18 protein-coding genes are annotated in these 19,592 nt (G+C 62.7%); 4 read left to right on the plus strand and 14 right to left on the minus strand.

Annotated elements, in window-relative coordinates:
* Nucleotides 1–35: 35 nt before the first annotated feature.
* Nucleotides 36–2,051 (plus strand): acyl-CoA dehydrogenase, encoded by a 2,016-nt coding sequence (locus ACIOTN_RS05120; RefSeq protein WP_133833390.1) that lies wholly within the window; start codon nucleotides 36–38, stop codon nucleotides 2,049–2,051.
* A 74-nt stretch (nucleotides 2,052–2,125) separates the two neighbouring features.
* Here ACIOTN_RS05120 and ACIOTN_RS05125 read toward each other — a convergent pair whose 3' ends face one another.
* The gene (locus ACIOTN_RS05125; RefSeq protein WP_332504360.1) at nucleotides 2,126–2,584 is read right to left on the minus strand and encodes a VOC family protein; all 459 of its coding nucleotides are present in this window, start codon (nucleotides 2,582–2,584) and stop codon (nucleotides 2,126–2,128) included.
* 212 nt (nucleotides 2,585–2,796) lie between these two features.
* Between ACIOTN_RS05125 and ACIOTN_RS05130 the strand changes: the two genes are divergently transcribed.
* A complete protein-coding gene (locus ACIOTN_RS05130; protein ID WP_105661258.1) occupies nucleotides 2,797–3,012 on the plus strand; it encodes a hypothetical protein in 216 nt (71 codons plus the stop codon).
* On the opposite strand, the gene ACIOTN_RS05135 is transcribed toward ACIOTN_RS05130, so the two are convergent.
* A complete protein-coding gene (locus tag ACIOTN_RS05135; RefSeq protein WP_402734849.1) occupies nucleotides 3,009–3,947 on the minus strand; it encodes a dihydrodipicolinate synthase family protein in 939 nt (312 codons plus the stop codon). The genes ACIOTN_RS05130 and ACIOTN_RS05135 overlap by 4 nt on opposite strands.
* Nucleotides 3,944–4,888 (minus strand): DMT family transporter, encoded by a 945-nt coding sequence (locus tag ACIOTN_RS05140; RefSeq protein ID WP_105661256.1) that lies wholly within the window; start codon nucleotides 4,886–4,888, stop codon nucleotides 3,944–3,946. The genes ACIOTN_RS05135 and ACIOTN_RS05140 overlap by 4 nt, the downstream gene beginning before the upstream one ends.
* On the opposite strand from ACIOTN_RS05140, the gene ACIOTN_RS05145 reads away from it, so the two are divergent.
* Nucleotides 4,887–6,290, plus strand: a complete 1,404-nt coding sequence (locus tag ACIOTN_RS05145; protein WP_402734850.1) for a PLP-dependent aminotransferase family protein — start codon at nucleotides 4,887–4,889, stop codon at nucleotides 6,288–6,290. The genes ACIOTN_RS05140 and ACIOTN_RS05145 overlap by 2 nt on opposite strands.
* A gap of 413 nt (nucleotides 6,291–6,703) precedes the next feature.
* Here ACIOTN_RS05145 and ACIOTN_RS05150 read toward each other — a convergent pair whose 3' ends face one another.
* The 11 genes from ACIOTN_RS05150 to ACIOTN_RS05200 all read right to left on the minus strand — a co-directional run bounded on the left by ACIOTN_RS05150 (nucleotide 6,704) and on the right by ACIOTN_RS05200 (nucleotide 18,729).
* Complete coding sequence (locus tag ACIOTN_RS05150; protein ID WP_402734851.1) at nucleotides 6,704–7,369, minus strand: ABC transporter ATP-binding protein; 666 nt, start codon at nucleotides 7,367–7,369, stop codon at nucleotides 6,704–6,706.
* 4 nt (nucleotides 7,370–7,373) lie between these two features.
* On the minus strand, nucleotides 7,374–8,645 hold the full coding sequence (locus ACIOTN_RS05155; RefSeq protein ID WP_402734852.1) for a hypothetical protein: 1,272 nt from the start codon (nucleotides 8,643–8,645) through the stop codon (nucleotides 7,374–7,376).
* Nucleotides 8,642–9,547 (minus strand): hypothetical protein, encoded by a 906-nt coding sequence (locus ACIOTN_RS05160; RefSeq protein ID WP_402734853.1) that lies wholly within the window; start codon nucleotides 9,545–9,547, stop codon nucleotides 8,642–8,644. Before ACIOTN_RS05160 ends, ACIOTN_RS05155 begins: the two co-directional genes overlap by 4 nt.
* Before the next feature lie 417 nt (nucleotides 9,548–9,964).
* Nucleotides 9,965–10,525 carry a hypothetical protein gene (locus ACIOTN_RS05165; protein WP_105661251.1) on the minus strand — a complete coding sequence of 187 codons (561 nt, stop codon included), beginning with the start codon at nucleotides 10,523–10,525 and terminating at the stop codon, nucleotides 9,965–9,967.
* A gap of 76 nt (nucleotides 10,526–10,601) precedes the next feature.
* Nucleotides 10,602–11,288 carry an N-acetylmannosamine-6-phosphate 2-epimerase gene (locus tag ACIOTN_RS05170; protein WP_105657812.1) on the minus strand — a complete coding sequence of 229 codons (687 nt, stop codon included), beginning with the start codon at nucleotides 11,286–11,288 and terminating at the stop codon, nucleotides 10,602–10,604.
* 12 nt (nucleotides 11,289–11,300) lie between these two features.
* Nucleotides 11,301–12,236, minus strand: coding sequence for an ROK family protein (locus ACIOTN_RS05175; protein WP_286134230.1), 936 nt, complete (start codon nucleotides 12,234–12,236; stop codon nucleotides 11,301–11,303).
* A gap of 11 nt (nucleotides 12,237–12,247) precedes the next feature.
* A complete protein-coding gene (locus ACIOTN_RS05180) occupies nucleotides 12,248–13,195 on the minus strand; it encodes a dihydrodipicolinate synthase family protein (protein ID WP_402734854.1) in 948 nt (315 codons plus the stop codon).
* Between the two features lie 43 nt (nucleotides 13,196–13,238).
* Nucleotides 13,239–14,033 (minus strand): ABC transporter ATP-binding protein, encoded by a 795-nt coding sequence (locus ACIOTN_RS05185; RefSeq protein WP_133833395.1) that lies wholly within the window; start codon nucleotides 14,031–14,033, stop codon nucleotides 13,239–13,241.
* Nucleotides 14,030–16,051, minus strand: a complete 2,022-nt coding sequence (locus tag ACIOTN_RS05190; protein ID WP_402734855.1) for a dipeptide/oligopeptide/nickel ABC transporter permease/ATP-binding protein — start codon at nucleotides 16,049–16,051, stop codon at nucleotides 14,030–14,032. Before ACIOTN_RS05190 ends, ACIOTN_RS05185 begins: the two co-directional genes overlap by 4 nt.
* A 2-nt stretch (nucleotides 16,052–16,053) precedes the next feature.
* Nucleotides 16,054–17,010: an ABC transporter permease gene (locus ACIOTN_RS05195; protein WP_332488901.1), complete on the minus strand. Its 957-nt coding sequence runs from the start codon at nucleotides 17,008–17,010 to the stop codon at nucleotides 16,054–16,056.
* Between the two features lie 108 nt (nucleotides 17,011–17,118).
* On the minus strand, nucleotides 17,119–18,729 hold the full coding sequence (locus ACIOTN_RS05200) for an ABC transporter substrate-binding protein (RefSeq protein ID WP_332504337.1): 1,611 nt from the start codon (nucleotides 18,727–18,729) through the stop codon (nucleotides 17,119–17,121).
* 148 nt (nucleotides 18,730–18,877) lie between these two features.
* Here ACIOTN_RS05200 and ACIOTN_RS05205 point away from each other — a divergent pair, with 148 nt between their 5' ends.
* Nucleotides 18,878–19,591 (plus strand): FadR/GntR family transcriptional regulator, encoded by a 714-nt coding sequence (locus tag ACIOTN_RS05205; protein ID WP_105657806.1) that lies wholly within the window; start codon nucleotides 18,878–18,880, stop codon nucleotides 19,589–19,591.
* Nucleotide 19,592: the final 1 nt, after the last annotated feature.

The following is a 19,592-nucleotide window of genomic DNA, read 5'->3' on the forward strand; positions in this document are numbered from 1 at the left end:
CCAACCCGACTCACCACCGAATAGAAAGACACGTCATGAGCGAGAACCGCATCAACGTCAACGCCCTGTCCGAACAGCTCTTCGGCCCCTATGCCGAAATCCGCAAGGCCTCTCGCGCCCGCGCCGCGGACCCGCAGCTGCAGCGCGACCCGCTGCTGGGCATGGATGAGCACCGCGAACGCGTTCTGGGCCAGCTGGGCATCCTGGTGCAGCAGGAAGCCGTCCAGCGCGCCTTCCCCACCGAATTCGGCGGCAAGAACGACCACGGCGGATCCATCGCCGCCTTCGAGGAACTGGTCGCCGCGGACCCGTCGCTGCAGATCAAGGCCGGCGTGCAGTGGGGCCTGTTTGCCGGGGCGATCCTGCACCTGGGCACCGAAGAGCACCACAAGGCATGGCTGCCCGGGGCGATGAACCTGGACACCCCCGGCGCCTTCGCCATGACCGAAATCGGCCACGGCTCCGATGTGGCCGCAGTTGCCACCACCGCTACCTACGACGAAGCCACCGATGAGTTCGTCATCCATACTCCGTTCAAGGCCGCCTGGAAGGAATTCCTGGGCAACGCCGCCCTGCACGGCAAGGCCGCCACCGTCTTCGCGCAGCTGATCACCAAGGGCGTGAACCACGGCGTGCACTGCTTCTACGTGCCGATCCGCGATGAAGCAGGCAACTTCCTTGAAGGCATCGGAGGCGAAGATGACGGGCTGAAGGGCGGGCTGAACGGCATCGATAACGGCCGTCTGCACTTCACCAACGTCCGCGTGCCGCGCACCAACCTGCTCAACCGCTACGGCAACGTGGATGAAACCGGCACCTATTCCTCGCCGATTCCCTCCCCGGGACGCCGCTTCTTCACCATGCTCGGCACCCTGGTCCAGGGCCGCGTATCGCTTGATGGCGCCGCCACCAACGCCTCGAAGATCGCCCTGCAGATCGCGATCACCTACGGCAACCAGCGCCGCCAGTTCAACTCCACCTCGGACACCGAGGAAACCACCTTGCTGGACTACCAGCGCCACCAGCGCCGGTTGATCACCCGCCTGGCCCGCACCTACGCTGCCTCCTTCGCCCACGATGGGCTGCTGGAGAAGTTCGACGCGGTCTTCTCCGGGCGCGAGGACAGCGACACGGACCGCCAGGATCTGGAAACCCTCGCCGCGGCGCTCAAGCCGCTGAGCACCTGGGACGCGCTGGACACCCTGCAGGAATGCCGCGAAGCCTGCGGCGGAGCCGGGTTCATCGCCAAGAACCGCTTCACCCAGCTCTATGCAGACCTCGATGTCTACGTGACCTTCGAGGGAGACAACAATGTGCTGCTGCAGCTGGTGGGCAAGCGCCTGCTCACCGACTATGCCGCCGAATTCCGCAAGCTCGATACCGGGGCCATGGCCCTGTACGTGGCCAAGCAGGTGGGCACCACTGCCCTGCACCGCTCGGGCCTGCGCAGCGTCGGCCAGGCGTTCGCGGATATCTCCGATGAGCGCAAGAGCGCCAATTTCTTCAAGGACCCGGAGAACCAGCGCGCTCTGTTCACCGACCGCATCAACGCCAAGGTCGCCGAGGTGGCCAACGCCCTGCGCGGTGCCGGGAAGAACAAGGCCAAGGCTGCCGCCGCATTCAACGAGAACCAGGACCTGCTGATCTCCGCGGCACGCGACCACGGCCAGCTGCTGCGCTGGGAAGCATTCACCGCGGCATTGGAGAAGACCGGGGATCCGACCACCAAGGAGGTGCTGACCTGGTTGCGCGATGTCTTCGCGCTAACCCTGATCGAGGATGACCTGGGCTGGTACCTGGCCAACGGCCTGCTCTCGATGCAGCGTGCCCGCACCCTGTCCGGCTACATCAACCGCCTGCTTGCCCGCCTGCGCCCGCATGCCCAGGACTTGGTGGAAGCCTTCGGCTACACCCAGGACCACCTGCGTGCCGATATCTCCTCGGGCGGCGAAGCCGAGCGCCAGGATGAGGCCATGGAGTACTTCCGCAAGCTGCGCGCCAGCGACAATGCGCCAATCAGCGAGAAGTCCTTGCAGAAGGCCAAGCGCTAGAGCCAACGAGCAGGTGCCCGGACCAGGGGGATTTCCCCCGGGCCCGGGCACCTGCTGGTTAACGACTGCTTCGCCTAGTTTCCCAGCCGCTGGGCCAGGGCTACCGTCAGCCCTTCGGGGCCCCGCACATAAGCCATTTTCCAGGCGCCTTCGTATTCCCCGACGCCGCCGATCAGTCCATAGCCCCGGGTTTCAAGGCCGGCGACCATCCCCTGGAGGTCATCTACCTCGAAGGCGATCGAGCGCAGTCCCAGTTCGTTGGCCATGGCGTGCGGGTTGCCCGGTTCATGGGCAGGCTTCTCGAAGCTGGCCAGCTCGATGCCGACCTCCGAATCCGCGGACTTGAGCATGACGACATTCGTGCGCGAGCCCTTGACCCCGCACACGGTTTCCAGGAACTCCCCTTCCATCCCGTCGACCCTGCCCTCGACACTCAAGCCCAAGCCGATGAAGAAGCCAGTCACCAGCTCAAGGTCTGCAACGGTGACGCCGATATGGTCAAAACGGATGATTCGCGGCATGGTGGTAGGCACCCTTTCGCTCCTAGATGGCCAGGCAAAGATGGCCAAGTTCGCTGGTTAGCCACAGGGTACGCCCACCGCGCGCCCGGAACCAGCCCGCGAAGAAGACTCCATGGAACTTGGAATCCGGCCAGCAGTGCGATCCCTAGTGGTGCCAATGCCAGTACTTCAAGGATGAAGAATGGAACCGCGGGGCGGAATCCGCCTGGGTGCTGATTTGTCTCGTGATCCGCCCCGCATTCCGCGGGCGGATCATTTCAGGGCAGTTGCCTGCTGCCGCGGTCGAGCATGCCCGCCCCACCGATACCGGAATCACCTACAAGGGCAGAGAGGGCCTATTTTCCGGCATCTTGGCCAGTTTCGAATCTGCCGGCTTCACGATCATGAATCGAAATCGAAGCCTCGCACTGGCCGAACAGGGCCGCTGGCCACCCAGCTAGAGACTTGCCTGCCCCAGTCCATCGAGCACCAGCGCCACCCTTGCCCGCTGCTCCCGGTTAAGTCCCTGGACCGGCAAGGGCAGGCAATTGGGTGCTACCAGGCCCAGGTGCTCGGCAATGGCGGCACTGACGCGCAAGCTGCCGCCGCATTGCGCCATCAGGTCCCACAACGGCCGCAGATCCTCGGAAACCGCTAGCGCCTTCTGATGGTCTCCGGCCTGCACCGCACGCGTAATTCCAAGCATCGGGGCCGGGATCGTTCCGCCCACCGCGGTAAACCACGCGTCGCATCCTGCGATGAGTCCGGCTGCCCCGAACGCATCGCCCGATACCCCGATGCCTACGTGATCGGGAAGCACCGCCCGAATCGCCGCGACATGCGCCAGCGCATCCACCGGATCGGCCGGAACCCCCGGAATCTTGATGGAAATGATCCCCGGCAACTGCGCGATGCGCGCATAAAGCCCGTTGCTGAAGGTGAAATGCGTTGTCCCAGGGTTGTCATAGACAACGACCGGCAAGTCGCTGCGTTCGGTCGCCGCCCTGAACAGTGCGAAGACTTCATCATCGTCCAGCCGCTGGTAGCCCACCGGGGCGAGCAGAACGCCGGCCGCACCGGCGGCCTTGGCCTCGTCAATATGCGCCAGGACGTGGGCCGTGCGCATGGCGCCGACTCCAGCCAGCACCGGGATCCCCGTTGCATGCTGCACCGCCAACCCGATGACGCGTTCGCGCTCCGCGCGGTCCAGGTACATGTACGAACCGGTCGAGCCCAGGACGGTAATTGAATCCACCCCGGCCGCAACCAGTCGCTGCACCAATCCGATGAATGCAGGTTCATCGAGTTGGTCATCATTCATTGGGGTCAGCGGGAAGGCGCTGAGCCCGGTCAAAGCGGTGACTGGCACTGCGCCAGTTTTCGTTGATGATTTCATGATGCGCCATCCTGTCTCATGTGCTGGTTCCTCGATCTTACGGCCAGCAGGGCACAGGCGATGACCGCGCAGCCGCCAACCACGGTGGGCCAACCGATTTGTTCGTGCAGCAGCATCCCGGCCCAGCAGATCGTCATCACCGGCTGCGCCAGCTGCACCTGGCTCACTTGCGCCATCGGGCCGATGGCCAATCCGCGATACCACGCAATGAAGCCGAGGAACATGCTCACGACGCCAAGATAGGCGAATGCCGCCCACTCGCTGAATGTTGCCGTGGGCGGATGCTGGAGCGCCGAGACGGTCGTGAGGGTGATCATTACCGGTGAGGCCAGGACCAGCGCCCATGAGATCGTTTGCCATGAACCAAGCTCCCGCGAGAGCAGGCCGCCTTCGGCATAGCCGATAGCGCAAGCGAGCACCGCCCCGAAGAGCAACCAGTCGGCCCCGTGCAAGCTGCCCAGCCCGCCTCCTTGCAAAGCGGCAAACGCCAAGGCTGCCAATGCCCCAGAACCAGCCGCGATCCAGAATCTGGCACTGGGGCGTTCCCTGGTTCGCAGCACAGCGGCTGCGGCCGTCACTGCAGGCAGGATGGCGATCACTACCGCGCCATGGCTGGCCGGAGCCGTGGTCATCGCAAAGGATGTCAGCAGGGGGAAACCTGCGATAACTCCCCCGGCGACGACCAGCAGCCGCCACCATTGCGACCGTGTCGGAAGTTTCTGGCCGGTGCTCCAGAGCACGGCAACAGCCAGCATTGCGGCGATAACGGATCGCCCCGCGCCGACGAACAGCGGTTGCAAATGGCCGCTTTCCACGGCGATGCGGGTGAAGGGCACGGTGAAGGAGAAGGCGAGCACGCCCAGCAATCCCCAGATCAGCCCGGTAACGCCCGAGGATAGCGGTTGCCGCGAAATGAGAGTAGCGGTACTATCTAGTTTCATGTTTAACAGTAGCAGTGAGCGCCTGGTTGCGGTACTGCGCGAATGGATTGCGACAGCCCCCGCCGGGAGCCAGCTGCCCTCCACCCGTACTCTGGTGGCGAATCATGAAGTCAGCCCGGTCACCGTGCAGAAAGCGCTGCGGATCCTCACCGGCCAGGGCATCATTGAATCGCGTCCGGGTATCGGCACCTTCGTTCGCAGCCACCCGGTGGCCCGGGCGCACGACCATGCCTGGCAAACCGCGGCCTTGGGCGTTGTGCAACGGCCCCTGCCTGAACTCGCCTCCGCCCAGCGCGCTACGCCCAATGACGTCATATCCCTGCAGTCGGGCTATCCGGATCGAGACTTGCTGCCAGAACGACTGGTGCGCAGCGCCTTCTCGCGGGTCGCGCGCAGCGATGCGGTGCTCCAGCGCACCCCGGCCGCGGGGCTGCCTGATCTGCAGAGCTGGTTCGCATCCGAGCTCGGCGCCATCACCGCCCCTGGGCTGAGCGCGCCGGCGGCCAGCGACGTCGTCGTCCTGCCCGGCAGCCAAAGCGGGCTGGGCTCGATCTTCCGCTCACTGGTTGGGGCCGGCAAGCCGATGCTCATCGAATCGCCCACCTACTGGGGTGCTATCCTCGCGGCCGCGCAAGTCGGCGTGCAGCTCGTCCCCGTTCCCGCCGGTCCCCACGGCCCGGACACCGGGCAGTTGGATCGCGCTTTCGAGCAAACCGGGGCCCGCGCCTTCTACGCCCACCCGAATTTTGCCAACCCTTCCGGGGCCCAGTGGTCGCCCGAAGTTTCCCAGCGGGTGCTGGAAATCCTGAAGAATCGTGGCGCTTTCCTGGTGGAAGATGACTGGGCGAAGGATTTGGGGATCAATGCCGAGTCTTCACCGATGGCCGCCAGAGATGACAGCGGCCATGTGGTGTATCTGCGCTCCCTGACCAAAAGCGTGTCCCCGGCGGTCCGTGTTGCCGGCGTCATTGCCAGAGGGCCAGCACGGGAACGGATCTTGGCCGATAACCAGGCCCAATCCATGTATGTCAGTGGTGCGCTGCAATCCGTCGCGCTTGACGTGGTCACCCAGCCCGGGTGGCGCACCCACTTGCGCTCGGTGCGCCAGCAGCTGGCAACGCGCAGGGATCTGGTGCTCGACGCCCTGGCGCAGCATCTGCCCGAAGCACATGTCGAGCAGGTCCCGCTGGGCGGGCTGAACCTCTGGGCAAGGTTGCCGGATGCCACTAATCTGGTGCAGCTGGTCCGCGACTGCGAAATGCGCGGCGTGGCCATCTCGGCCGGAGACAGCTGGTTCCCCGCGGAACCGACCGGACGCTTTCTGCGGTTGAACTTTGCCGGCCCGAACCCTGGAGCCTTCAACCAGGGCGTCGAGATCATCGGCCAGGTGCTGCGCGCCTAGGTCCAATGCGAAGGGCTAACCAACATACCTGGTCTTCGTAGGGCTGTGCGAGGGCCGTGGGGTGCCTATAGGGCTCCAGCGATCATCAAAGCGACAAGTCCTGCAAGGCATTCGCCACCGTTGCAGCATTCAGATTGATACATAAGTGTTGCATTTCTGGTTATATATGAATATTCCAGCCGTCAATTAGCTTGAAAATAACACAATATGAACTGAAAGCATTTGTTTCGATGCAAGAAGATAAATTCTCTGACAAAAAATAAGCCCAGAGAAGAGACTCGACCGCGAGAAATCAGATACGGAAATCTCAAATAAACCAATCTAGTGTTATGCATCGGAATAATGCCGTGATGTTTTAGGAATTTATTAATCAGAATATCTCTTTAGCCTAGGATTATCGATTAGAATCGACACTAGACTTCAACTACTTTCTTACCTGTGATAACTACCTGCCTGGCGCAACGTTGAGCTACTCGTTCACTATGGGTTGCAATAACGAGCAAACTTCCACGAGCGCGAAGAATGTCGAATAGATCCAACACTTCATTTTCCGTCTGCTCGTCGAGCGCCCCGGTTGGCTCATCCGCAATTAGAATTGCTGGAGATTTAACGATTGCGCGGGCAATCGCCACACGCTGAGCTTCGCCACCTGAGAGTCTGCCGACTCTATGATTTTCGTACTTACTAAGACCTACATGACCGAGTGCGTCTGCTGCCGGGTCGCGGAAGGCGTTCTTATTCCCGCCTAGTCCCAACATGACATTTTGCAAGGCGGTCCGCTCAGGTAGCAGATCATAGCGTTGCGTAATTACGCCGACATTCGCCTTGCGAAAGGCCGCCATCCTCGATTCCTTATGCTGGAGAATTTCTTCGTTAAAGCAAAATTCCCCCATATAATGAGTATCAAGACCGGCCAAAATTTTAAGTAAGGTACTTTTTCCCGAACCACTGCGTCCGAGGACGGCAATTGAAGCATCGTTCTCATCTGCTTCAAAGTTCGTGTTCTGGAACAGTGTATGGGGTGTGCCGTTAGCCTCACGAAACCCTTTGGATAGGCCTCGAAGTTCGATTCTTGTCATGTCTCTATGCAATCTTTCTTTGAAAGTACAGTTTGGTCGACCTGGTAGCAGCAGCAATATCAACACAAGCAGCAACGGCAAAAATTAGAATAATCCAGCCGACGGCTGATGAACCCTCATTGGGTAAAACTTGATAAACAGTGAGGAACAACAGTCCGATTGCGGCCCATTCGATGAGCACAATCATCCCCATCCACTTCTGCAACTCCAAACAAGAAGTTCCAATTATCCACCGTAAATTGAGGACAGTACGCCGACGACGGAAATTGAATGCACTCAGCGCGCACAACACGAGTCCGCCAACTATTCCTAAAGCAACTTGAAGGAAGGCGACTAGCCATACATTATCAAATAGCATTGTTCGCATCAGGGAATATTTAGTTAAATATTGAGGCACACCTATAAGTGCATAGTTCGTGAATCCAGTTTCCCGCCCGATCTGGTCAAGATGCTTGAGGATATCGTTACCGGACATGTCTTTCGAGGCAGTAAAATCGCTGTTGATCATTGCGAACGACAATATCCCACCAAAATCTAGATTCGTCTTCGCTATCCCACGTAGTGTTTTTGGATACGGGATGACAATGGTGTCATCAAGGAAGTGGTCTATATCGTCTTGGTAGAACATCGAAGAGTGCGGCTCAAGGAATCCAACAACTTTGAGTGAGAACGGTTCCATGTAGAACATGCCGTCAAGTGTGTCATTGACACTGTAAATACCCCTGTAGTCCGCACCAAGCAACACTGGGATCTGGCCAGAACTGTAGTCAATATTCTCCCAATCAGGAAGTTGCCCCTCGTCGACCGTCAAATGCGAAAATTCAAACGCTTCCTTACTCATCTGCATTGACCGAACCTCCAGTGTCTCGCGCCCTGTCAGCTGATCGACGTAAACGCCGCCATTAACATAGTCTCCCCCAGCCCAAGCATCGAAAGACTCACTGCCTTTAAAATCAGCAATCGGTATAGGTTGATTAAAAGACGACAATAAGTTCACGAGCTTGCTCTCATTGAGTTTCTCGTAAAAATCTCCAATTTGATCTAGTTTTTCTGGGCTTTGACGAACTTCTGTGAACTCATTGGCATCGATAAAAGTATCTGTCACACGGTAGAGATCTTGATTGTTTCCATCACTAAAGCTTTTGATAATCGCGTTCTGCGTTGACGCTGAGAAACTGATAGTGCTGTATAAACCCGTTAAAAACAGCACTACGATAACAGCTTTTGTTGCAATAGCAAGCCAGTTTCGACGTAGATCAAAAATGAACTCGTTCATTTCATTCCTCCGTTCCTAACCACAAACGACGTCGTGAAAGAGAGAATGAACATAGATGTCAGAAGCACATGCGAGTAGAGAAAATCTTGAAACAATAAGCTAGCTCGACCCGCACTAAATAGAATTAGCGTCGGTACTATTGCCGCCACGATCCAGACTGTCGTGTACGAGAGAATATGTCGTGACAACAAAAATGCGCGGGTGCGTCCCCACAACCGATCTACCGAATCACGCGCTGCACCCCAGGTATGCGTTAGATACCCTAAAATACCTGTCCCAGTGATTAGCAAAACCACAGTAAGCATATTCATGATGGGAGAAATGAAATCAATATTAGTTCGTCTGGAGAGACCTGATTCAATCGCACGCGTATTCTCGAAACGTTCAGTAATCCGATTGGCGTTTGGTCCGTCAACGACGAATCGACGCTCACCTGGCTCCTCAAACAACTGTGGATCGTAAATAACGATTTCGTCGGCTAACAGGCTCTTGTCCCGTGCCCCTAATAAACCAGCAACTTCATATTCTTTTCCCAGTATTACGATCTCGGCGCCCACAGCTTGGAGGTTGGCCCCTACTAATGCCCCCGGACGACTATCGGATACATTCCAACGGATATCGTGCAGTGGTAAAGATCCAGACACGTCCGTTGTCGAAAATACGGCACGAATATGATCATCGTCAGCGAGCGGTTGGAAAATGGTTACATCCAACCCATCGCCCCGAGCGTAATCGATTGCTGTCGATGGATCACCGCTCAACTCGATAGCTCTGTTCGTATATAGTGAGTTTGCCTCCTGTAGGGTGGCAGCCTGTATGGCGCGATAAGACAGCATCGCTAGATCCAACAACAGCAACAATCCGGCAAACGCGAGCACCAGAATTATGGGTTTTGATCGCAAGGTACACTTTCACATTTGGCAGGTGGGGAGATGTACTCATATCTCAACCCACCTGTGTCGGTTATATCTTCCGGAAGATGTTATCTACCATAGTAAGTTCTAGCGGTGCCTGGGTCTATAAGAATCCCGCTTGAGACGGCATACCGCCGCCAAGGCAAATTGACCCCATTACCATGGGAGCCACAGATACGACCTGAAACACCATCGATAGTGCTGCCCTTCTCCTAGTCGTGCACGCGTGGAGTGATAAATGCCGGACCAAGTCGTACAAGGCGGGTTCTGACGGTCGTTGCAACTCCTGTTTGATCAAGGTGTTGCAACGACCGTGAGAACCCGCCTCCTTTCCGGAAGTAGAAAGAAGGCCCCGGTGAATGAAAAATAATTTCATCCACCGGGGCCTGTCGAACTCTTTGCTGGCTACAGTCCGTCTACCTCGACCAGGCCGCGGCGCGTAGGCACCGGGGCCACGTGCGTGCCGTTGGCCGCCACGCGCTGAACCGACAGCAACCGCGGCGGCGCCCCGTCGGCGGTTTGCAGGATCCACGGACCGACCATCAGGTAGCCGCGATCATTTTCGGCCTCGGTGACCACGCCGGTAATCACGAAATCACCGTAGGGTTCCTGGCTGAAGGATGCGGCAACCAAATCGCCGTGAGACAGCTCGGAAACTTCGACGTCTTCCGGGGCGAATTCGCCTTCGAAGACTGCGGGGAATGCGCGCACGTCCTTATCAGGCTGGCGGGCCATGGTTTCGCCGCCGTCGGCGTCTTTGGCTTTCTTCTTGGCAGCGGCCGCGTTCAGCCCGCCAACCATGACGTCGTCGAGCACCGTGGCGTGCGCGGCACCGGTGATCAGGAAGTTGCCGAAGCGGGCGGTCTTGTAGAGCACCGAGATCACGTCCCCGGCTTCCACCTCGCCGAAGGCCGCTTTCATGCCGGCAACATCGCGCTTGGAAGGGCCCTTGATAAAGACGTCCACGGGGTGATTCTCCGATTCTGCAGGAATTAGGTTCTGCGCTTAATCGTAGGCCAGTTGCCAGCCACGAAGAAAACGCCTAGCCTCGCAGGGCGGCGTCGAACCATCCGGTAATGCTCGCCGGATGGGTGATCGCGGTGCCCACCACCACGGCGAACGCGCCGGCATCCAGCGCGGCTTTGGCCTGCGCCGGGGTGTGGATCCGGCCCTCGGCAATCAATGGCGGCTCCAGGCCCGCTGCTGCGATCTGTTCCAGCAGCTCAAGGTCCGGCCCCTCGGTCTTGTCCCGTTCCCCGGTGTAGCCGGCCAGCGTGGTGCCGATCAGATCGGCCCCGGCCTGCGCGGCAGCCAGCGCGTCGTCCAGCGACCCGCAGTCGGCCATTACCAAGGCGGCAGACCGTTCGTGGACCGCGCTAATGGTTTGCGCCAGGCTCTTGCCGTCGGGCCGTTCGCGGCGGGTGCCGTCCAGGGCCACGATGTGCGCCCCGGCGTTGGCCACCGCCAAGGCGTGGTGGATGGTGGGGGTGATGAACACGCCCTCATGGCCGTCCTTGAACAGCCCGATGACCGGCACCTCGACGGCCGAACGGGTGAATTGGATATCCGCGATGCCCTGCACGCGCACCGCGCCGGCGCCTCCGATCACCGCCGAGGCAGCCACCTGCGCCATGGTCTGCGGGTGGCGCATCGGCTCCCCCGGATAGGCTTGCGCCGAAACGATCAGCCGTCCGCGCAGGGCTTGCAGTGCTGCTGCCGAAAGCAACATGTCTTTCTCCTCTTAGTCTTGTGGCCAGAATAGGCTGGCCGCCCCGATCAGGGCGGCATCGGTTCCCAAACGGGCAGGTTCCAGCGCGGTGCCCCGCACCAGATCGATGGCGCTGGCGGCGAAGCCCTCGCGCAGACCCTCCCACCAGATCTTCCCCGCCCCGGCCATCCCGCCGGCAATTACGATTTTCTGCGGGTCCAGCACGTTGGCCAGCGATCCGGCGGCGGCGCCTGCGGCCAGGCCTCCGGTATGCACTGCCCGATAGGCCAAGGCGTCGCCGGCTTCGGCCAGCGCGGTGACCGCCTGGGTGTCGCGCACCTTCGGGTTGCCGGCCAATCGCTGGTAGTGCCGGTGGATCGCCGGCCCGGCGGCGATCGCCTCCACATGCCCGGTGCGTCCGCAGGAGCATTCCAGCCCGGTGGCGTAAGCCGAATCGATGTGCCCCATATGCCCGGCCACGTGGTGGAAGCCGGTGACCAGCTGGCCGCCGTGCAGGTAGGCTCCGCCGATTCCGGTGCCGATGGCCAACAGCATCATCTGGCCGGTTCCCCGGCCTGCGCCGAAGCGGGCCTCGCCCAAACCGTGGGCGTGCACGTCATTGACCGCGCGGACTCCCAGTCCGGTGAGCCGTCCCAGTTCGGCCGCCATGTCGGTGCCGGCCCAGCCCGCCAAGGTATCGGTGGCCGATACCACCTTCGCGGTTTCCGGGTCGATGACCCCGGCGGCGCCGATACCCAACCCGGCCGGCAGCGCCGAGCATGCACCGCGCAGCTGCTGCACCACGCCGGCCATGGCCGCGATGATCGCGGCGGCGCCTTCGCGGGCCGGTGTGGGTGCTTGGCTGCGCGCGGTGATGGTGCCATCGCGGCGCACTACGGCGCCGGCGATCTTGGTGCCGCCCAGATCCAGGGCGAGCACCTCGCCGGCGCCTGCTAGTTGTTCTTGCACTGGGCCAGGGCCTACTTGGCGGCCACCGGCAACAGGCCGGTTTCGGCCAGGATCCCGCGGATCGCGGCGGCCTCGGAGGCATCCAGCGACGCCATCGGGGCGCTCATGGCGTTATTGGCGATGATGCCCAGTTCCACCAGGGCGGTCTTGAAGGCGCCCAGGCCTGCAGCCCCTGGCGACACCCGGGAAGCATCCGGGGTGTAGACGATGTCGAAGACGCGGGCCAGGCGGTCCTGCTCGGCCGCGGCGCCGGTCCAGTCGCCGGCCACGGCCAGGTCGAACAGGCGGCGGTAGCCCGCTGGGTCCACGTTGCCCAGGCCCGGGACCACGCCGTGGGCTCCGCCCAGCAGTGCCCCGTCGACGACGACCTCATGGCCGGTGAACACCGAGAAGCCCTCGATGTCCTTGGTGGCCAGCAGCAGCTGGCGGAAGGACACGTCGTCGCCCGAGGAGTCCTTCACGCCCACGATGGCGCCGGACTGCGCCAGCCGGATGGCCACATCCAGCGGCAGCTTGTGGTGGGTGCGCACCGGCACGTCGTAGGCGAAGATGTCGACCTGCAGGGCGTCGTGGATGGCGGTGAAGTGCGCTTCGATCTCCGGGCCGTTGGAGATGGCATAGAACGGGGTGGTGACCACCAGCGCGTCGGCGCCCAGGGCGATCAGGCGCTGGCCCTCGTCGATGACGCGGGCGGTGGTCTGCTCGCTGGCACCGACCAGCACCGGCACGCGGCCAGCGTTTGCGACCACGATCCGGGTGAGTACCGCGTCGCGTTCGGCATTGGCCAGGTAGGGCACCTCGCCGGAGGAACCGAGCACGAACAGGCCGGCCACTCCCCCGTCGATCAGGTGTTCCACCACGGCATCCAGGCCGGCGGCGTCAATGGCGCCATCGGCGGTGCGCGGGGTGATGACCGGCGGGATGACGCCGGAGTACTTCGGGTTGTTCGTGTAAGCCACGGGGATTCGGTCTTTCTCTAGGTGCCGCAATTGCGACGAATGGTTAGTGCTCCAGCAGTGCCGGGGCAGCACCCAACAGGGTGCGGGTGTAGTCATTGGTGGGCGCGTCGAATACCTGTGCGGCATCGCCGCGCTCGACGATTTGCCCGGAGTTCATCACGCAGATGGTGTCCGAAACATAGCGCACGGTCTGGATATCGTGGGAGATGAACACCATGCCCAGGTTCAGCTCGGATTTCAGGTCGGTGAGCAGGTTCAGCACCTGCGCCCGCACCGAGACATCCAGCGCGCTGGTGGGCTCATCGGCCACGATCACCGCAGGTTCCAGGGCCAGCGCCCTGGCGATGGCCACGCGCTGGCGCTGGCCGCCGGAGACCTGGCTGGGCAGGGCCGAGGCCGCCGAAGCCGGCAGGCCCACCACCTCAAGCAGTTCCAGCGCCTTGGCCTTGCGCGAAGCATCGCTGCCGATGCCATGCACGCGCAGCGGGTCGGTGAGCGTGTCCATGATCGACATGCGCGGATTCAGCGCGGTGGCCGGGTCCTGGAAGACCACGCCCACGCTGCGCCCGAACTCCTTGCGGCCTGCGGCGTTGCGCTTGCCCACCGGCTTGCCGTTGAACAGCACCTGCCCGCTGGTGGGTTCCTGCAGTCCCACCAGCACCGAGGCCAGGGTGGACTTGCCGCAACCGGATTCACCCACGATGCCCACGGTCTGCCCGCGGCGCACCGCGAAGTCCACCCCGTTGACGGCCTTGATCAGGCGCGGGGAGAACAGCTTGCCGCCGCGGATCCTGTGGTGCACGTGGATATCCTGCAGCTCGATGATCGCGTTGCTCATTTGCTGGCTCCTTGAAGGTGACTGCCATTGCCCTGGTGGCTGGCCCAGCGGTGCTCGCTGCCGGCGTCCACCGGGACGAAGGACAGGTGCTGGTCCGGGTCGGCGCCGGCACGCTGCGAACGCTCGGCGAAGCGGTCGCCGGCGGCGAAATCGTACGGGCTGGGGACGGTGCCCGGGATCTGGTGCAGGCGTTCGGCCTTCGACTCGATGGAGAGCACCGCGCCGAGCAGGCCCTGGGTGTATTCGTGATGCGGGTCCGAGAGCACCTCGCTGATCGGACCGGACTCCACCACCTGGCCGGCGTACATCACGGTGACCCGGTGGGCCAGCGAGGCCACCAGTGCCAGGTCGTGGGAGACGAAGACCATCGCGAAGCCCAGCTGCTCGCGCAGCTCGTTGAGCAGGTCGACCACCTGCTTCTGCACGGTGACATCCAGCGCGGTGGTCGGCTCGTCGCAGACCACCAGCTTGGGGCTGCGCGAGAGGGCCATGGCGATCAGCACGCGCTGGCGCTGGCCGCCGGAGAGCTCATGCGGGTAGGAGCGCAGGGTGCGCTTGGCGTCCAGCTTGACCAGGGCGAGCAATTCCTCGGGGGTCTTGCGTCCGCCGCGGCGGGTGAGCTGGCGCAACTGGTCGCCGATGAGCATCGAGGGGTTCAGGCTGGACAGCGCGTCCTGGTAGACCATCGCGATCTGCTGGCCGCGCAGGCCCTTGTAGACCTTGTCGTCCCCGGCCCGGGTGCCGCCATCGGAGGTGGCCGGCAGCAGTTCCCTGCCCTCGAAGGTGATGGAACCGGAGAGCTGGGCGCTGCCCGGCAGCAGCCCCATGATGGCCAGCGAGGTGATGGACTTGCCGCAGCCGGATTCGCCCACCAGCGCCATGGTTTCGCCCTCGCGTACCGCGAAGGAGACATCCTGCACGATCGGGGTGTCCCCGTAGCGCTCCGGGAAGCGGATGGACAGGTTCTTGACCTCCAGGATAGTGCGCGGCGCGCCCTGGGAGGTATCGAGCACCAGGCGGTCGGTGCGCTGGGCCTCGGCCGCTGCCAGCAGGTCCAGTTCCCCGCGCAGCCGCTCGGCGGCCTGCGGGTCCGCGGCCGCCTTGGCCTTGGCCAGCGCAGGTTCGCCGTTCTTCTTCGCCTGCTTCCTGGCCGAGCCCTTGGTGTTCACCAGCGCATCGGTCATGCCTTCGGCCAGCATGTTCAGCGCCAGCACGGTCAGCAGGATCACCAGGCCGGCGAAGGTGGTCGCCCACCACGCGCCGTTGAGCACCAGGGTGCGGCCGTAGGAGATCACGTTGCCCCAGCTCGGGGCCGGATCCTGGATGCCTGCACCGAGGAAGGAAAGGGATGCTTCGAGGATGATGGCGTCGGCCACCATCACGGTGGCGAAGACCATCACCGGGGCCGCGCAGTTGCGCAGCACGTGGGTGCCCAGGATGTAGAAGCGCCCGGCGCCGATGACGCGTTCGGCGCGCACATAGTCCTCGCCCCATTGGGCCAGCACGTTGGCACGGACCACCCGGGCGATCTGCGGGGTGTAGATGATCGCGATGGACAAGATGATCACCGGCAAGGTGTTGCCCAGCGAAGCCAGCAGCGCGGCGGCCAGGGCGATGCCCGGGAAGGCCATCACCATGTCCATGATGCGCATGATCGTCTCATTGGCCCATTTGGCGCTGGTGGCGGCCAACGCACCGAGCAGCCCGCCCATGACCAGTGCCAGCGCCACCGACCCCAGGCCGACCAGCAGCGAGGCTTGGGCGCCGAAGAGCAGGCGCGAGTAGATGTCGCGGCCCAGCCGGTCGGTGCCGAAGAAGTGCTCGGCGCTCGGCTTCTGCGCCGGGATTCCGGTGGCCAGCGGGTCGTGCGGGGCGATCAGCGGGGCGAAGAGGGCCACCGCGGCAATGGCCAGCAGGAAGGCCAAGGCGATTTTGGAGCCTGCCGGCAGCGCCTTGAAGCGGGCGCCGGACTCGGAAAGGCGGTTCACGAGGTTGTTGCGTGGGGCCATGATGCTCATCCCTACACCGTCCTAATTCGTGGGTTGATCAGCAGGTAGAGCAAGTCGACGATGATGTTCACGAGCACGAAGGTGATCGCGATGGTCAGCGTGACGCCCTGGACCAGGTTGGTGTCCTTGTTGGTAATGCCGTTCATGATCAGCTGTCCCATGCCGGGCAGGGAGAAGATCATCTCGATGACCACCGCACCGCCCAGCAGGTAGCCGATGCGCAGCCCGAGCACGGTCACCGGGGTGACCAGGGCGTTGCGCAGCACGTTCTTGGAGATCACTTCGCCGCGCGGCACGCCGTTGCCGATGGCGGTGCGCACGTAGTCGCGGTCCAGTTCCTCGACCATCGAGGTGCGCACCACGCGGGTGAGCGAGGCGGAGACCGGGATGGCCAGGGCCAGGGCCGGCAGCGCCATATGCAGCAGCCAGGTGCCCGGGCCCGATCCTTCGGGGGCCGCTCCCCCGGAGGGGAACAGCGGGCTGGAACCCAGGGCGAACCACTGGATGAGCAGGATGCCCAGCCAGAAGGACGGGGTGGCGATCGCCGCGATGGAGAAGATGCGGACCAGCTGGTCCGGCCAGCCATCGCGGTACAGCGCACCGAGCAGGCCGAAGGCCAGCGAGATGACCACGGCGATGACCACGCCCAGGAAGGTCAGCTGCAAGGTCAGCGGGAACGCGCCGGCGATCATCTGGGAGACCGATTGGGCCGGCGGGGTGGTCAGGCCGAAGTCCAGGCGGATGAGCCGGCCGATGAAGCTGATGTACTGGACCACCAGCGCGTCGTTCAGGCCGCGTTCCTCGCGGTAGGCCTCTTTGGCGGCCTCGGAGGCGCCCTCGCCCAGCGCGGAGGTGGCTTCATCGCCCGGGGCCAGCTTCATGATGATGAAGACCATGGCGGAGATGCCAAGGACCATCACCGGCAGCGCGGCCAGGCGGCGTAAGAGCAGGTTGAGGAAATTCCCCATGGAGTAGCTCCGTCGAGTATCGAAGTGTGCAGGTCATTGCGCTGTGCGGGCCGGGCGGCACGGCGTGGGTGCCGTGCCTCCCGGCCTGCTGCGCGGGGCCGGGGCCAGCTAGGCCTTGCGGTTCACGCCGACAAAGGAGATGCCGGTGGTTGGCAGCGGTGCGAAGCCTTCCAGCGCGTTTTCGTCCCAGGCCGATGGCAGCTGGCGGTGCAGCACCGGGTAGAGCGGGGCCTGGTCGGCGACGATGTTGATCGCCTTGCCCCACGCCGCCATGGCCTTGTTCGAATCATCGGTCTGGATGGCCGCGTCCAGCTGCTTCTGCAGCTCCTTGTATTCGGGTGCATCGTTCCAGCGGAAGCGGTTCTTCGGCCAGACATCGCCTCGGTAGAACCAGCTCATCAGCAGGTCCAGGTCGTTGCCGAAGACCGATGGGTCGCCCGGGGCGGCCACCACCGAGAAGGTGCCGCTGTCCACGTTGTCGGTGTACAGCGCGCCGGACTGCAGGTTCTTCATGGTGACCTTCACGCCCGGGATCTTGTTCCAGGATTCGAGGATCAGCGGGGCGATGTCCTTGACCCACGAGGTGTCGGTGGTCAGCAGCTCGAATTCCAGCTTGTCCACGCCGGCTTCGGCCAGCAGCGCCGCGGCCTTCGCCTCGTCGTAGCCGTAGACCGTATCCGCCTTGATGTACTGCGGGTGGCTTTCTTGCACATAGGAGCTGGCAGCCTTGGCGTTGCCCAGCAACGCGGTGCTGATGATCGACTCGGTGTCCAGGCCGTAGTGCAGTGCCTGGCGGACCAGCGCGTTGTCGAATGGCTTCTTGGCGCAGTTGAACATCAGGAACAGCAGGCCGAAGGAATCGGCGCTCTTCACCGTGGCCTTCGAAGCCAGGCGGTCCATATCCAGGTACGGAACGTCCTCGATGGCCTGCACGCGGCCCGATTCCATGGCGGTCACGCGGGCCGCCGCATCGGAGAGCAGGAACCAGGTCATGCCGCTGGCGGTCGCCGGGTACTTGCCGTTGTAGTCCTCGAACTTCTCGAAGACGATCTTGTCGTCCTTGGTGGCCGAGACCAGCTTGTACGGGCCGGTGCCGATCGGTGCGGCGTCGAAGGCGGCCTGGTCCTTGGAAGCCACGGCCTTCGGCACGATCTTGACCACCGAGATGCGGGTCGGGAACAGCGGGAAGGCGTAGTTCAGCGTGAACGCCACGGTCTTCTCGTCCTTGGCCTTCACCGACTTGATGAAGGGGATGAACTGGGCGAACAACGAGGCGTTGCCGGTGTCCAGCACCCGCTCGAAGGAGTAGACGACGTCCTGGATGGTGACCGCTTCCCCGTTGTGGAAGGTGGCCCCGTCGCGCAGGGTGATTTCCCAGCTGGTGTCGTCAATCTGCTTCGGCTCCGCCGCTGCCAGCGCCAGGTACGGTTCACGGGTGGCCGGGTGCAGGTCCACCAGGCCTTCGAAGATGTGCATGTTGGCGGCGAACGGGGTCGCGCCGGAGGAGGTCATCGGGTCGAAACCGGTGGACAGGGCGTAGGAAATGCCTGCCTCGATGGTGCCCGTGCCGGCAGCTGCGGTGCTGCCCGCGCCACCGCTGGCTCCTGGGGAGCAGGCGGCCAGGCTGGCCGAGAATGCCGCAGCAGCGCCAACCATGCCGGTGATCTTCAGGAAATCTCGTCGTGCAAAGGGCTTGTTGGCTACTTCGTTCAAAGCCATTCTTGCCACCTCCAGGAAAATGAGTGAGTGTTGTAGGACGTAGGATGTCCGATCTATGGTCTAGACTGTAGTGGACGTCACGCCGCATGGTCAACTGCGTCACATGAACTTCTCCGCCCGCCGAGGAAAGCAGGATCCGTTGAGCACGATGCCAGCCCGCCGATCAGATGCCCGTGCCCGCCTGCGCGCGCTGACCAATGACATCACCGCGCTGATCCTGGAACGCGGATTGCTGCCCGGGGACCCGCTGCCCACCGAGCAGGAACTCATGGCCGAGCTGGGTGTGGGGCGCAACTCCCTGCGCGAGGCGATCAAGGTGCTCCAGGCCCTGGGCATCATCGACACCCGCCACGGTTTCGGCATGTTCGTGGCCCAGGAAAACCTCAACGCCCTGCATGACTCCCTCGCCTTCCGCGGGCAGATGTCGCTGCGCCACCATGGCCATGAGGCCAGTGAGCTGGTCGATGTCCGCCAGGCACTGGAAACCGGCCTGATCGGCCTGGCCATCCGCGCGGTCACCGACGAGCACCTGGAGGCCTTGGAGCAGTGCGTAAGCCAGATGGAGCAGCACGCGGCGCGCGAGGAGACCTTCGTCGAGCAGGACAAGGCCTTCCACCGCATCCTCTTCGAGCCGCTGGGCAACCAGCTGCTGACCAACCTGCTCGGAGTGTTCTGGGATGTCTACCGCACCATCTACGATGCAATCGACTCCGATCTGGAAATCACCCAGCCGGCCAAGACCGCCCAGGACCACCGCGATATCCTCGACGCGGTACGCGCCAAGGACGTGGAAACCGCCCGGCAGCTGATCTCCGAGCACTTCCACGGCATTCGCGCCCTGCTGGCGAGCCGGGAAGTTTAGC

It is taken from the genome of Glutamicibacter sp. NPDC087661 (genome assembly GCF_044743275.1).
GTDB lineage: Bacteria > Actinomycetota > Actinomycetes > Actinomycetales > Micrococcaceae > Glutamicibacter.